At 42.9% G+C, this 13,305-nt stretch carries 12 protein-coding genes, 1 tRNA gene and 1 pseudogene; 7 read left to right on the forward strand and 7 right to left on the reverse strand.

All coding sequences use genetic code 11. The annotated features are described in order from the left end of the window. Window positions 1-2: 2 nt before the first annotated feature. A complete protein-coding gene (locus tag HMPREF0999_RS11915; protein ID WP_005856646.1) occupies window positions 3-602 on the reverse strand; it encodes a recombinase family protein in 600 nt (199 codons plus the stop codon). Between the two features lie 111 nt (window positions 603-713). Between HMPREF0999_RS11915 and HMPREF0999_RS11920 the strand changes: the two genes are divergently transcribed. Continuing rightward, complete coding sequence (locus HMPREF0999_RS11920; RefSeq protein WP_029257173.1) at window positions 714-1,802, forward strand: winged helix DNA-binding domain-containing protein; 1,089 nt, start codon at window positions 714-716, stop codon at window positions 1,800-1,802. Here the strand turns inward: HMPREF0999_RS11920 and HMPREF0999_RS11925 are convergent. Further along, window positions 1,764-2,039, reverse strand: coding sequence for a zinc ribbon domain-containing protein (locus HMPREF0999_RS11925; RefSeq protein ID WP_005856642.1), 276 nt, complete (start codon window positions 2,037-2,039; stop codon window positions 1,764-1,766). The two genes, HMPREF0999_RS11920 and HMPREF0999_RS11925, sit on opposite strands and share 39 nt — an antisense overlap. A 6-nt stretch (window positions 2,040-2,045) precedes the next feature. Next, window positions 2,046-2,663 carry a helix-turn-helix domain-containing protein gene (locus HMPREF0999_RS11930; protein WP_009275999.1) on the reverse strand — a complete coding sequence of 206 codons (618 nt, stop codon included), beginning with the start codon at window positions 2,661-2,663 and terminating at the stop codon, window positions 2,046-2,048. Window positions 2,664-2,863: 200 nt separating this feature from the next. Here HMPREF0999_RS11930 and HMPREF0999_RS11935 point away from each other — a divergent pair, with 200 nt between their 5' ends. Further along, window positions 2,864-3,382, forward strand: coding sequence for a cupin domain-containing protein (locus HMPREF0999_RS11935; RefSeq protein ID WP_005856638.1), 519 nt, complete (start codon window positions 2,864-2,866; stop codon window positions 3,380-3,382). A 202-nt stretch (window positions 3,383-3,584) separates the two neighbouring features. Here the strand turns inward: HMPREF0999_RS11935 and HMPREF0999_RS22700 are convergent, their stop codons facing one another. Further along, complete coding sequence (locus HMPREF0999_RS22700) at window positions 3,585-3,758, reverse strand: hypothetical protein (RefSeq protein ID WP_009276000.1); 174 nt, start codon at window positions 3,756-3,758, stop codon at window positions 3,585-3,587. 215 nt (window positions 3,759-3,973) lie between these two features. Here HMPREF0999_RS22700 and HMPREF0999_RS11940 point away from each other — a divergent pair, with 215 nt between their 5' ends. Then, window positions 3,974-5,182, forward strand: coding sequence for a hexokinase family protein (locus HMPREF0999_RS11940; protein ID WP_009276001.1), 1,209 nt, complete (start codon window positions 3,974-3,976; stop codon window positions 5,180-5,182). Window positions 5,183-5,405: 223 nt separating this feature from the next. Here HMPREF0999_RS11940 and HMPREF0999_RS23240 read toward each other — a convergent pair. Further along, a pseudogene (locus HMPREF0999_RS23240) lies at window positions 5,406-5,690 on the reverse strand (response regulator transcription factor); the annotation flags it as partial. A gap of 117 nt (window positions 5,691-5,807) precedes the next feature. On the opposite strand from HMPREF0999_RS23240, the gene HMPREF0999_RS11945 reads away from it, so the two are divergent. Next, a complete protein-coding gene (locus HMPREF0999_RS11945; RefSeq protein WP_005856630.1) occupies window positions 5,808-7,004 on the forward strand; it encodes a PLP-dependent aminotransferase family protein in 1,197 nt (398 codons plus the stop codon). Here the strand turns inward: HMPREF0999_RS11945 and HMPREF0999_RS11950 are convergent. Beyond that, window positions 6,992-8,413, reverse strand: a complete 1,422-nt coding sequence (locus HMPREF0999_RS11950; protein ID WP_009276003.1) for a PLP-dependent aminotransferase family protein — start codon at window positions 8,411-8,413, stop codon at window positions 6,992-6,994. The genes HMPREF0999_RS11945 and HMPREF0999_RS11950 overlap by 13 nt on opposite strands. Before the next feature lie 425 nt (window positions 8,414-8,838). Next, window positions 8,839-8,911: transfer RNA gene (locus HMPREF0999_RS11960), tRNA-Lys, on the reverse strand. Between the two features lie 493 nt (window positions 8,912-9,404). Between HMPREF0999_RS11960 and ettA the strand changes: the two genes are divergently transcribed. The 3 genes from ettA to glyA all read left to right on the forward strand — a co-directional run bounded on the left by ettA (window position 9,405) and on the right by glyA (window position 13,185). Then, entirely contained in the window at window positions 9,405-11,093 is a 1,689-nt protein-coding gene (gene ettA, locus HMPREF0999_RS11965) for an energy-dependent translational throttle protein EttA (protein ID WP_005856590.1), read from the forward strand. Between the two features lie 26 nt (window positions 11,094-11,119). Next, the gene (locus HMPREF0999_RS11970; RefSeq protein ID WP_005868394.1) at window positions 11,120-11,773 is read left to right on the forward strand and encodes a DUF1080 domain-containing protein; all 654 of its coding nucleotides are present in this window, start codon (window positions 11,120-11,122) and stop codon (window positions 11,771-11,773) included. A gap of 131 nt (window positions 11,774-11,904) precedes the next feature. Continuing rightward, window positions 11,905-13,185 carry a serine hydroxymethyltransferase gene (glyA, locus tag HMPREF0999_RS11975; RefSeq protein WP_005856586.1) on the forward strand — a complete coding sequence of 427 codons (1,281 nt, stop codon included), beginning with the start codon at window positions 11,905-11,907 and terminating at the stop codon, window positions 13,183-13,185. The last annotated feature ends 120 nt before the right edge of the window (window positions 13,186-13,305 follow it).

The raw sequence follows: 13,305 nt of genomic DNA on the forward strand, positions 1-13,305 counted from the left end.
CCTTACGATCTGAAGAATTTCTTCCTATACTTATAAAAAGTATTCTTAGAGACGTTGAAATGCTCGCAAATCGATCCTACCGATTCTCCCCGCTCCAACATGTTCATGATCTCCCCCTTATGGGCATCCAAGAAGAACAACTTGGATTCCGAGCCTTTAGGACGTCCCAACCGCTTTCCCGTACTTTTCACCTGTTCCAAGGCGTCTTTTGTACGTATGGAAACCAGACTGTGATCAATCTCGTCTACTTGCTTGAAGACATTAATCATCAATTGGCGATCCATCCGGTCATCGAATATATAACGGTCGTTTATACAATAGACCGTCACGTCCTTCTCCATGCAAACGGTAAGTATCCCCATCAACTCATATAAGGTAAGACACAAACGGGTAATATCCGATACGATCAAGGCATCCCCTTTCTTCAAGCGTTCGAGAACAAGTTTTAACTTTGGTCCCGGCTGTTTCGCTTTCTCTCCGGATACTTCCATGACCCATTTATCCACATGGATATCTTTGGCCGCAGCAAAAGAAGAGATCTCTTCCCTTTGAATATCCAAGTGTTGCCGGTCCGTAGCCACATTTAAATACGCTATCGTCATAAATTTCACTAATTGTTTCTAGCGTGAAGGTACAAAAAGAATGAGTATATCTTCAAGATTATGGGATGTTTAACGCTTTATTTCGTACATTTGCGTTTATATTCATATATTATGATAACACATATACGAGTAGCTAGCCAACAATTGGAACAACCCCGATTCGAGTCCCCGAAAGAGTTGGTCTCTTGGATGGGCGCTATCCAGGCGCAGGAGTATGAGATGGCCAAATGGGCGATCGGTATTCGCTTGAGATCCTCTTCCCTTGAAACGGTAAATGAGGCTTTGTACAAAGGTGATATTCTACGTACCCATGTGATGCGTCCTACTTGGCATTTCGTGGCCGCCGAGGATATCCGTTGGATGCTTATGCTATCTTCCGAGCGTATCAAGGCTGCCGTTATGTCGTACGCCAAGGGACATTTCGGGAAGATAGAAAAAACGCTGTTCACAAGATACCTAGATCAGATCGGAAAGATACTGGAAGGATACAAAAGCCTGACCAAACAAGAAGTAACGACGGAATTGCAAAAATCCGGGATTTTGCCCACCATAGATCACGTAAACCTTTTCCTTACATGGGGTGAGGTGGAAGGCATCGTCTGTAGCGGGATCGATAAAGGAAAGAAAACGACTTACGCCTTATTGGACGAACGTGTCCCTCCTACTCGTGAACTTTGCAGGGAAGAGGCTCTGGCGAGATTGGCATCCAGATATTTTCAAAGCCACTCCCCTGCCCAGTTACAGGATTTTGTTTGGTGGTCCGGGCTAACCGCTACCGAGTGTAGGCTCGCTATCAATCTGATCAAGACGGAGTTAATAACCGAGACGTTCGATTCCCGTGAATATTTCATCCACCAATCATGGAAAGGAAAAAATGAGAGCAAACCTGTACTGCGTCTCCTCCCCGCCTTCGATGAATACTTGATCAGTTACAAAAACCGCACGGACGTATTGCCGCTAGAACATCATCCAAAAGCGTTCAACCGATTCGGTACCTTCTACCCGGTTATCTTGTATAACGGAAAGATAATAGGTAATTGGAGCCGCTCCATTAAAAAAAACACCATTCAAATAGAAATGGACTTTTTCGAGAAGAAGCCCCGCATTCCAGTGAAATTAATCCAGCAGGCCGAAGCGCAGATAGACGCTTTTTATAGAGGCTTATCGCACCGCCCAGCGCTTCAATGTCGGGAAAAATAATTTCATATTCGCTACGGCCTCCTCTTTCGTATAATGAAAGTCCGCATCTTTATTGAACTCATCGACAAACTGGGCACAATGATCGATCATCTGATCCATCGTACAGGCCATCGTGAAGGCCCCGTCCTTATAACAATAGCAACAATATTCCTCATTCTTGCTTCCGTCATGGTTCGTTCCTAACTCCTCATTCTTTTGCAGCGGCATACCGCAGCTTTGGCAAAATTTTGTTTCCATACTAATTTATTTTATTGGTATATAAATCTTTGTCACTTGGGTATCGTCATCCTCTTCCGAATAACTCACATATTCCTCAAACGCCATTCCATGCCGTTTGGTATAATTGAAATCTATATTTATAGTATTATATAGTTCTTGTAATCCCGCATAACTACCTTTTAAGGTATAAACCGCATATTTTCCTTTCTGCAAACGAATCGTACCGAACATCCCTGATGGAATAATCTCCTTCCCGACCGAAGCATTACTCCACTTCTCGGTCTCTTCTCTCAGACGTGCTCGCAACTTATCCATATAAGCTTTCGGAGATACGCTGAATTGTTTCTTGAACGCTTTCGAGAAAGATTGGGGGTTATCATAGCCTACCCGACTCGCTAGATCTGCCAGACTCATATCTTCCGTATGCATATATAGAACCGCTCGCTCTACACGTTGCCTCGCCACATAAGCATATAATGACTCATTCAAGGCTCCTTTCATAATACGTAGTAGCTGCTGCTCGGACACGTTTACTTGCCCGGCTATTATATCCAGTCGTAAAGGGAGATGCAAATTCGCATTGATATAATCAATTACTTGATTGATTTTCCGTTGATATATGTTTTCCGTATCAGGCTTCATCCTATAGATTCTTATGATGACAAAAATACATAATCCCAACAGACGGACAATTGTCCAATCTCGCCAATTTGAGATTTCCCCTATATTTGTTTAAAAACCATCAACTTCAAGATTCTATAGATTGTAAAATCAGTAATTCTGTTACACTTATCAGTAATTGGTATACAAAAGTAATGGAATATCTTAAATAATTTTGTGATATGGATAAAATCAAGAAAACAAATATGAATATAAAGAAAATAACCATTGCCATGTTGATCACATTAATCTCCATTGGCAATATAAACGCACAAGAAATGAAAACTGAAATTCCAAAAATTAGTGAATTCCCTACAGGAAATGAAAACACCGGGTTTGAACAATATTTCTCGGGGAAGTCTTGGCTAGCGCCATTAACAAGCAATAAGGATTTAAACGTACCAATGTTTAACGTAACGTTTGAACCTAACTGCCGAAACAACTGGCACACGCATACAGGAGGGCAGATACTCATCGCCGTAGGTGGTGTGGGTTATTATCAAGAACGAGGTAAAAGCGCCCGTCGTTTACTACCCGGGGATGTTGTCGAAATCGCACCAAACGTAGAGCATTGGCACGGCGCCTCACCGGACAGTTGGTTTTCGCATATCGCCGTAGAATGCAATCCCCAAACCAACAAAAATACTTGGCTTGAGCCGGTAAGTGATGAGGAATATGGGAAGGCCGTAAATGATAAGTAGTAAATTTTCCTTATCGTTTACACAAACCGAGCCTAAAAGACACTCCGGTTTTCTCTATAAGAAACTGCAGTTTCTATCCTAGCGGGAAACTGTAGTTTCCTAAGAAAGAAATACAAGAAAACTGTAATATACTAGTAAACAGAATATTGAATAATATATTCTCATCCTATGCCATGTATATAAGACATTCTTCTCGCAAAATTCAATCCGTACAATTAATATCATTAACAGATTCATTCTTATACGCAGACTTTTGTGATTTTATAAATATATCACGGTACTCATCAAGCAAGTTAATGTCCTGCAAATCATTAACGCCTAAAATCTCACGGATTAAATCCGCCTTGCCTGCTTCTATCTCCACTTTTGGTATCATATATCTTAATTTAGATTAATAAATAAAATCATCTGTTTGGTGTTTTAAACAGACATCGTCACCCTTTTGTTTATACAAAATTTAAATTTAACACGACAAATTTCACAGTATCCGAAATTTATCTCCTTAACTTAATCAACCAATAAGGATAGTCAAATCCCTTTCTAAATTGTTATTCACTAACAAGGATATTTCAAAATCAAAAAATCAATCTTATGGAAAAAAATATTTTCTGGTTAGAAAATGACCAACTCAAAGAGATAGCCAGTTCATTTCGGGAAAAGGTTGAAGAGGGATTAAAACATGAAAATGCGGAGATACAATGTATACCGACTTTTATCTCTCCCAAAACCTCTGATATTAATGGAAAAGCATTGGTTCTCGATTTAGGAGGAACCAACTATAGAGTAGCGACCGTCGATCTTGGACAAGGATCACCAACCATCCATCCCAACAATGGGTGGAAAAAAGACATGTCGATCATGAAATCACCGGGATATACTCGTGAGGAGCTATTTAAAGAATTAGCCGATATGATTGTCGGGATAAAACGGGATGAGGAAATGCCAATCGGCTATTGTTTTTCTTATCCAGCAGAATCCGTGCTCAGTGGAGACGCCAAATTGTTACGTTGGACAAAAGGAGTCGACATTAAAGAAATGGTAGGGCAATTAGTTGGCAAACCACTTCTCGACTACCTAAACGAACATTGTAAAATCAAATTTACAGGTATTAAAGTATTAAACGATACTATCGCCAGCTTGTTTGCCGGCCTAACCGACAATAGCTATGACGCCTATATCGGTCTGATCGTAGGAACAGGTACCAACATGGCCACTTTCATTCCGGCGGATAAAATAAAGAAATTAGATCCGAGTTATAATATACAAGGCTTAGTCCCTGTCAACCTAGAGTCGGGTAACTTCCATCCTCCATTCCTCACGACAGTCGATGACACGGTTGACACCATTTCAGGCAGCCTTGGAAAACAGCGGTTTGAGAAAGCGGTTTCGGGTATGTATCTAGGCGATATATTGAAAGCAACTTTCCCTTTGGATGAGTTTGAGAATAAATTCGATGCCCAAAAATTGACCGCGATCATGAACTATCCGGATATCCACAAGGACGTATATGTAGATGTAGCTCATTGGATATACAACAGATCAGCGCAATTAGTCGCCACATCGCTATTGGGTCTTATTCAATTACTGAGATCATATAATAAAGATATACGAAAAATCAGTTTAGTAGCCGAAGGTAGTCTATTTTGGAGCGAGAATAGAAAAGATAAAAACTATAACATTCTTGTTCTGGAGAAATTACAAGAACTCCTTAATGAATCCGCATTAGCGGATATAGAAATCCATATCAACAATATAAATAACGCAAACTTGATAGGAACAGGTATAGCGGCGCTCTCTTGAAATCAATATGAATGAAGTGAATCTTGAACTATAAAATTACGTTTTTCAAAATAAATAGAAAGTGCGGGTATTCTTTACATACGACACCCGCACTACTTTTTCCGCAGAAAAATGATTGTATAATTCACTTATAGCGCATCGCACAAATGGGTTCAGCCCCAGAGAATGAAATATAACCGTAATCATATCAATATTAGCTAGTGGTTTGGATTGGATATCGTAATCAATAGAGAATACCGAAATTTTCCGCCTTATTGATAGCTTCGATCGCATTATCTACATTTAGCTTTGCCAATATATTCTTTCGGTGATTATTTACCGTATAAATACTAAGATTTAGCTTATAAGCGATCTCTTTGCTCAGAAAACCTTACCGAATTAATATTAGTATTTCTTTCTCACGCTTGGTTAATTGAGGTTCGGCTAGAACAATCGTCGACGCAAGTATCAGTCCTGTCTTTCTATTGATAACTGTCCGTTTAATTCTTTCGGTAGGCGATACAATCGGGATAATACTTGGTTCCGAAAATCTGTACCCGCTGATATTGTGCAAATTGTATCTGTTCTCATTTATCTATTATGCTTTACTTTGCATTATTTTAGTTTTCAAATATATTTAATGATTATGAAGTTGAAATTTGCCAAAAGAATGTCTTATATAAAGGCTTCGGAAATAAGAGAAATACTCAAAGTTACAGAACGGGAAGATGTTATTTCATTTGCTGGTGGACTACCTGCCCCTGAGCTATTCCCCATAGATGAAATTAACAAAATGAATCAGGTCGTTTTGCAAGAAGCAGGAGCAAAAGCTCTTCAATATACGACTACTGAAGGGTATTATCCTTTACGTGAATGGATTGCCAAACGAATGAATGAACGCTTAGGGACATCGTTCGATAAGGATAATATTCTTATAACTCACGGTTCGCAACAAGGATTAGATTTATCCGGAAAAGTATTTCTGGACGATGGTGATATCGTATTGTGTGAAAGCCCCACCTATTTAGCAGCAATTAGCGCATTCAAATCATATGGGAGTGGCTTCATTGAAATTCCAACAGATGAAGAAGGCATGGATATGGCTACTTTGGAAGAGGTACTGAATAATACTCAAAATATAAAACTAATATATGTAATACCAACCTTTCAAAATCCCACTGGAAAAACATGGAGTTTGGAAAGACGAAAAAAACTGGCTGAACTATCTGCTTTATATGATATTCCTGTTATTGAAGATAACCCTTATGGAGAATTAAGGTTTGAAGGAGAGTCTTTACCCTCTATAAAGTCTTTTGATAAGGTAGGTAATATCTTATGCACTGGTAGTTTTTCTAAAATCTTTTGTCCGGGCTTTCGGATTGGGTGGATTGCAGGTGATAAAGATATTATCCGCAAGTATGTGTTAGTTAAGCAGGGCACTGATTTGCAGTGTAACACAATAGCTCAAATGACTATTGCCGAATATCTAAAACGATATGATATTGATGAGCATATTAGCAAAATAGTAGAAGTCTACAGAAAACGCAGAGATATAGCTTTAGAATGTATTGAACGCTATTTTCCTAATGACATAAAATATACTCATCCTCAAGGCGGGTTATTTACTTGGATTGAATTACCCGAAAATATTTCAGCGCATGACATCCTGCAAAAATGCATTGAACAGAAAATAGCCTTTGTACCCGGCAGTTCATTTTATCCTGTTGAGCACAAAGAAAATACTTTTAGAATAAATTACTCTAATATGCCAGAAGATAGAATCATGAAAGGACTTCAAGTAATAGGGGAAGTACTAAAAGAATACATACATCAGTTAAAGTGATTTTTAATTATATCCCCCAATTGTTTTAAGCGTTCTTCAAGAAGTGGAGTCCATCGTTGTCCATAGCTTAAACGCATACAATTGGTATATTGCTCTTGTAATGTAAACATACGTCCGGGGGCTATGCTTATTTTTCGCTGCATAGCCCGATAATAAAGTTCTGTTGTATCAATCTGTTTGTCTAATTCCACCCAAAGCATAAATCCTCCTTGTGGAGTAACAATTTTTGTATTCTCGGGGAAGTAATCCATGATGGAATGGGCAAAATGAATACTGTTTGCGTATAATTCTTGTCGCAGTTTACGTAAATGGTTTTCGTATCTGTCATTCTCCATGAAATTGGCAACCGCTTCTTGATTAAGCGCAGGCGTAGAAATAAGGTGAATATTCTTTTGGCGAATAATAGCATGTTTAAATTTGCCGGGAGCAATCCATCCTACCCGATACCCCGGCGCTAATGTTTTAGATACCGCACCACACCATAAAACAAGCCCCTTCTTGTCAAAAGCCTTGCAGGGCTTAGGACGTGAATTTCCAAAAAATAAATCACCATATAAATCATCCTCGATCAAAGGTATATCATATCCGGCCAGCATATCAACAACTACCCTTTTATGTTCATCAGGCATACAACTTCCCAATGGGTTATTAAAGTTGCTTATAAGCAGGCAAGCTTTAATTTGTGGTAAAACTTTTTTCAGCGCATCTGGATCAATCCCTGTTACTGGATTGGTAGGTAATTCCAATATACGTAACCCCATACTATTGGCTAATTGTAACATTCCAAAATAGACCGGACTTTCAACCGCAATAGTATCTCCTACCTTAGTAATTACAGATAAAGCTAAAGCAACCGCATTAGTAACTCCAGCAGTTGTCACTATATCATCTTCTGTCAAGTTTCCCTTCCAACTATACGTAAAACGAGCTATAGATTTACGTAATCGCATATTTCCCTGTGTTTCATCATACCGGGTTCCATTACCCGGAAGTGCCTGCATAGCTCTTATAAGTTCTTTATTAAGTTTTGCAATTGGTAATAAAATATCTTCGGGCATTCCTAATGAAAATCGAGTGATCGATTTATCTCCTATTTCTAACGAGTTGTATACGTCAGCAATCAAATCTATCACCTCTTTGCTCTCAGGCTTTACAGACGGTTGTGTTGTCGCTGGAACAGATAGGCGTATGGGTTTGTAATTGACAATATACCCTGATTTTGGGCGTGATATTATAAATCCGTCTTTTTCCAATTCATAATATGCCTGAATTGCAGTATTAAGACTTACACCATTTTCATTGCTAATAGTGCGTAAAGAAGGTAGTTTCTCACCAGCTTTCCACACGCCTTTCTTAATTTGACAGGCAATAGTTCTCGCTATTTCTTGATATAGGATTTCTTTTTTCATACTTGTCAGGTGTTATCTGTATCCTGCAAATATACAAAAATCGTGTCTGTATCTGTTTTGGACTTTGAATTACTTTTACAGAATGACTTTTGTATTGCTTTGCTATTCTTAAATAAAAGAAAGGTATTCGAGTAAACAACTGAATTTAAACACCATTAATAAAAAAATCACAGTAAAACAGGTTTCAGATGATAATATCTAAAATCAATACAGAGATTGAAACCTTCTGCATGGATAGTGATTTCCGACAATCGTACCCCCTAATCGTTTTTGGGGGAAGGGGGTACGATTTGGATACTCAACCGTGTCTTTTCGTGCCCCTTTTTTGTCTTTTAAGCAAGACTGAAACAATAAAAAAAGTCCTACAATACGTTGATATTGTAGGACTTGTCTCTTTTTTGTCGCCGTTTGGCTTTGTTCTTATGTGATCCGCCTGGGGCTCGAACCCAGGACCCCAACATTAAAAGTGTTGTGCTCTACCAGCTGAGCTAGCGAATCATCCTGTGCGTTACTTTTGTAATGCGAGTGCAAAGATAGGGGGTTTTATTTTATTATACAAATTTCAAGAGGGGTAAATTTTAGTTTTTTCATGGGGAGCAAATGCAAGAAACAAGATATAAGCACTTTACATCACGTATTACATCATGCATAAACCGGTTACATATCTTCACAAGACGAAGACGAACCACAATCCTAAATCGTTAGGATCACACAACCTAAAGCCACATGATCGCACAGTCCTAACCACAACGCCGCACAACCTCTCCTACCCTCATTTATGATAACGCTAAAGCTCAACTTCCGAGGCATAGCATATCTACCGGCTTCTTGCACAAGAGAATTGAACCGAGTAATCTCCACACGCCAAACTTGGCAATCGGTAGATATCTGATACCTATGATCTTTGTTAATTTGTAAAATAAAAGATATTTACGTAGATTTGTACACCATTATTTTAAGTTAAGGAACCAATTAACACACAAAAAATTATATGGCAGACGATAAGAAGATTATTTTCTCGATGGTAGGCGTGAACAAGATCTTTCCGCCTCAAAAACAGGTTTTAAAGAATATATATCTGTCCTTTTTCTATGGGGCGAAGATCGGAATCATCGGATTGAATGGTTCCGGTAAATCTACGTTGCTGAAGATTATCGCCGGTATCGATAAGGATTATCAGGGAGAGGTGGTCTTCTCCCCCGGGTATTCCGTAGGGTATCTGGAGCAGGACCCTAAGTTGGAGCCGGGCAAGACCGTGAAGGAGATCGTGCAGGAAGGCGTGCAGGAGATCGTGGACACCTTGAAGGAATATGAGGAGGTGAACGAGCGATTCGGCGATCCGGAGGTGCTGGAAGATCCGGATAAGATGGATGCCTTGATCAACCGTCAGGCGGAGTTGCAGGACAAGATCGACGCTACGGACGCATGGAACCTCGACAGCCGTCTGGAACGTGCCATGGACGCTTTGCGTTGTCCGCCGGAGGATCAGGTGGTGGATACGTTGTCCGGAGGCGAGCGTCGCCGGGTGGCCCTTTGCCGATTGCTGCTCCAGCAGCCGGACGTATTGCTGTTGGATGAGCCGACCAACCACTTGGACGCCGAGTCGATCGACTGGCTGGAGCAACATCTGCAACAATATGCCGGTACCGTTATCTGCATCACGCACGACCGTTACTTCCTAGACCACGTGGCCGGATGGATCCTTGAGCTGGATCGTGGCGAGGGTATCCCTTGGAAGGGTAATTACTCCTCTTGGCTAGACCAGAAGACGAAGCGTATGGCTCAAGAAGAGAAGCAAGTCAGCAAGCGCCGTAAGACCTTGGAGCGTGAGCTGGAATGGATCAATATGGCGCCGAAGGCCCGTCACGCCAAGGGTAAGGCACGTCTGAACTCGTACGAGGCCCTCTTGAACGAGGACCAGAAGGAGCGTGAGGCTAAGCTGGAGATCTTCATCCCGAACGGCCCTCGCTTGGGCAATAAGGTGATCGAGGCACAGCACGTGGCGAAGGCGTTCGGCGATAAGCTGCTGTTCGATGATTTGAACTTCATGCTTCCCCCGAATGGTATCGTGGGAGTCATCGGGCCGAACGGTGCCGGTAAGACTACCTTATTTAAGATGATCATGGGCATGGAAAGCATCGACAAGGGGACCTTCGAGGTGGGCGAGACCGTACAAGTAGGTTACGCCGACCAGACCCATAAGGATATAGACCCGAAAAAGACCGTTTACCAAGTCGTATCCGGCGGACAGGAATTCATCCGTATGGGTGGCAAGGAGGTGAACGCAAGGGCTTACCTGTCTAAATTCAATTTCGCAGGAGCGGATCAAGAGAAGCTATGCGGCGTACTCTCCGGAGGAGAGCGTAACCGCCTGCATCTGGCGCTGACGCTGAAAGCGGACGCTAACGTATTGCTGCTCGACGAGCCGACCAACGATATCGACGTGAACACGCTACGTGCCTTGGAGGAGGGTCTGGAGAACTTCGCCGGTTGCGCCGTCGTCGTCTCTCACGACCGTTGGTTCTTGGACCGTATCTGTACGCATATCCTGTCGTTCGAGGGCGATTCCAACGTGGTCTTCTACGAAGGGACCTATTCCGAGTACGAGGAATACAAACGTAAGACATTGGGCGACGCCGAGCCGAAACGGGTACGCTATCGCAAACTAATCGTTGATTAATCATACTATAAATAGAGTTTAATGCCATGAAAAAAAGAATGCTATCTTTGGCTGTATTAGCCGCCTCCCTCTTCTGTTTCTCCAATGGGGCGAACGCACAGAAGACCGAGAAACTGTTCAACGGGAAAGACCTGTCTAACTGGAATTTCGTAGTCGACAAAAACTCCGTCCCCGCCGATCAGGTCTATTCCGTACGCGACGGTAAGATCTTCATCACCGGCCAGCCTTTCGGCTATATGTACACCAAGGAGAAATACAGCGACTATAAATTGCACGTGGAATGGCGTTGGCCGAATGGGGATTCCAACGCGAACAGCGGCATCTTCCTGCATATCGCAGACCTAAAGAACCCCTTCCCGAACGGGATCGAGTGTAATCTGCAAGCCGGGAGGGCCGGATTGTTCGTATTGCTGGGAGGCTCCGACCTTGTCGAGTACCAGCAACGCCCGGGAGAGGAACGTCCCTTCTTCCCTGTCGTAAAGAACGTGAACCCGTCCAGCGAGAAGCCCGCCGGAGAGTGGAACGAGGCGAACATCTTCGTGAAAGACGGCGTCATCACCGTTTACATCAACGGCGTATACCAGAACACCGGAACCAACAAGGTGAAGGAAGGCCATATCGGGCTACAGAGCGAGGGTAAGGAGGTTGAGTTCAGAAACGTAACCCTCACCAAGTGGTAAGCGGAGCCATTTCCGGCGCATCTGTAATAATTAAACGGAATCTTTTAAATAGTATTAAAATAATATAGTACATTCGCGAGGATTCCTTTTCAATGAGGAACATATCATTGCAATAACCAATTTAAGAGGTAATGAAAAGAGACAACATCATTTTTGACATTATCGAGAAGGAGCACCAACGCCAATTGAAAGGCATTGAGTTGATCGCTTCCGAGAACTTTGTCAGCGACCAGGTCATGCAGGCCATGGGAAGCTGTCTGACCAACAAATACGCCGAGGGATATCCCGGCAAGCGTTATTATGGGGGTTGCGAGGTAGTAGACCAAAGTGAAACGATCGCTATCGAACGGTTGAAAAAGCTATTCAACGCCGAATGGGCCAACGTGCAGCCTCACTCCGGGGCGCAGGCCAACGCAGCCGTATTCTTCGCCGTATTGAATCCGGGCGACACGTTCCTCGGGTTGAACCTGTCGCATGGCGGACACCTGTCCCACGGTTCACCAGTAAATAGCTCCGGCGTTCTCTATCACGCTACCGAATATAATGTAAAGGAAGATACCGGACGGGTGGACTACGACCAAATGGAGGAAGTAGCCCTTCGTGAGAAACCGAAATTGATCGTTGGCGGTGGTTCCGCTTATTCCCGTGACTGGGATTACAAACGTATGCGTGAGATAGCCGACAAGGTAGGCGCCTTATTGATGATCGATATGGCTCACCCGGCAGGCCTGATCGCCGCCGGTTTACTGAACAACCCGCTGGAGTACGCTCACATCGTAACGTCTACGACGCATAAGACCCTGCGGGGTCCTCGTGGCGGTATCATCCTGCTGGGTAAGGATTTCGAGAATCCTTGGGGCAAGAAGACACCGAAAGGCGAGATCAAGAAGATGTCTCAGTTGTTGGACTCCGCCGTATTCCCGGGTATCCAGGGTGGTCCGCTGGAGCATGTGATCGCGGCCAAGGCCGTAGCCTTCGGAGAGGCTTTGGAGCCGGAATACAAGACGTACCAAGCACAGGTGAAAGCGAACGCCGCCGCTATGGCCAAGGCCTTCACGGACAAAGGGTACAAGATCATCTCCGGCGGTACGGACAACCACAGCATGCTGATCGACCTGCGCACGAAGTTCCCCGACCTGACCGGTAAGGTGGCCGAGAAAGCCTTGGTAGCCGCCGACATCACGGTGAACAAGAACATGGTTCCGTTCGACAGCCGCTCGGCCTTCCAGACCTCCGGTATCCGTGTGGGTACGCCCGCTATCACGACCCGTGGCGCTAAAGAGCCGCTTATGGGCGAGATCGTGGAACTGATCGACACCGTATTGGCCGCTCCCGAATGCGATAAGACTATCGGCGCCGTTCGTGAGAAGGTGAACGGTATCATGAAGGAATATCCTATCTTCGCATGGTAAATAGGAAATTGAGAATTGAGAATTGAAAAGGATGCCAAACGGCATCTTATCTTCAACTCTCAATTCTCTTTTTAAACTCTCAAAAACATCTAAACAATATTCAATTTTCAACTTTCAATT

Source organism: Parabacteroides sp. D25 (assembly GCF_000307475.1).
In the GTDB taxonomy this organism is placed as follows: domain Bacteria; phylum Bacteroidota; class Bacteroidia; order Bacteroidales; family Tannerellaceae; genus Parabacteroides; species Parabacteroides distasonis.

Excerpts from the sequence above, each read along its gene's own strand:
- HMPREF0999_RS22700 (WP_009276000.1), bottom strand. The coding sequence starts at position 3,758 with ATGATACCAAAAGTGGAGATAGAAGCAGGCAAGGCGGATTTAATCCGT.
- HMPREF0999_RS11920 (WP_029257173.1), top strand. The coding sequence starts at position 714 with ATGATAACACATATACGAGTAGCTAGCCAACAATTGGAACAACCCCGA.
- HMPREF0999_RS11930 (WP_009275999.1), bottom strand. The coding sequence starts at position 2,663 with ATGAAGCCTGATACGGAAAACATATATCAACGGAAAATCAATCAAGTA.
- HMPREF0999_RS11935 (WP_005856638.1), top strand. The coding sequence starts at position 2,864 with ATGGATAAAATCAAGAAAACAAATATGAATATAAAGAAAATAACCATT.
- ettA (WP_005856590.1), top strand. The coding sequence starts at position 9,405 with ATGGCAGACGATAAGAAGATTATTTTCTCGATGGTAGGCGTGAACAAG.
- HMPREF0999_RS11915 (WP_005856646.1), bottom strand. The coding sequence starts at position 602 with ATGACGATAGCGTATTTAAATGTGGCTACGGACCGGCAACACTTGGAT.
- HMPREF0999_RS11945 (WP_005856630.1), top strand. The coding sequence starts at position 5,808 with ATGAAGTTGAAATTTGCCAAAAGAATGTCTTATATAAAGGCTTCGGAA.
- HMPREF0999_RS11925 (WP_005856642.1), bottom strand. The coding sequence starts at position 2,039 with ATGGAAACAAAATTTTGCCAAAGCTGCGGTATGCCGCTGCAAAAGAAT.
- HMPREF0999_RS11970 (WP_005868394.1), top strand. The coding sequence starts at position 11,120 with ATGAAAAAAAGAATGCTATCTTTGGCTGTATTAGCCGCCTCCCTCTTC.
- HMPREF0999_RS11940 (WP_009276001.1), top strand. The coding sequence starts at position 3,974 with ATGGAAAAAAATATTTTCTGGTTAGAAAATGACCAACTCAAAGAGATA.
- HMPREF0999_RS11950 (WP_009276003.1), bottom strand. The coding sequence starts at position 8,413 with ATGAAAAAAGAAATCCTATATCAAGAAATAGCGAGAACTATTGCCTGT.
- glyA (WP_005856586.1), top strand. The coding sequence starts at position 11,905 with ATGAAAAGAGACAACATCATTTTTGACATTATCGAGAAGGAGCACCAA.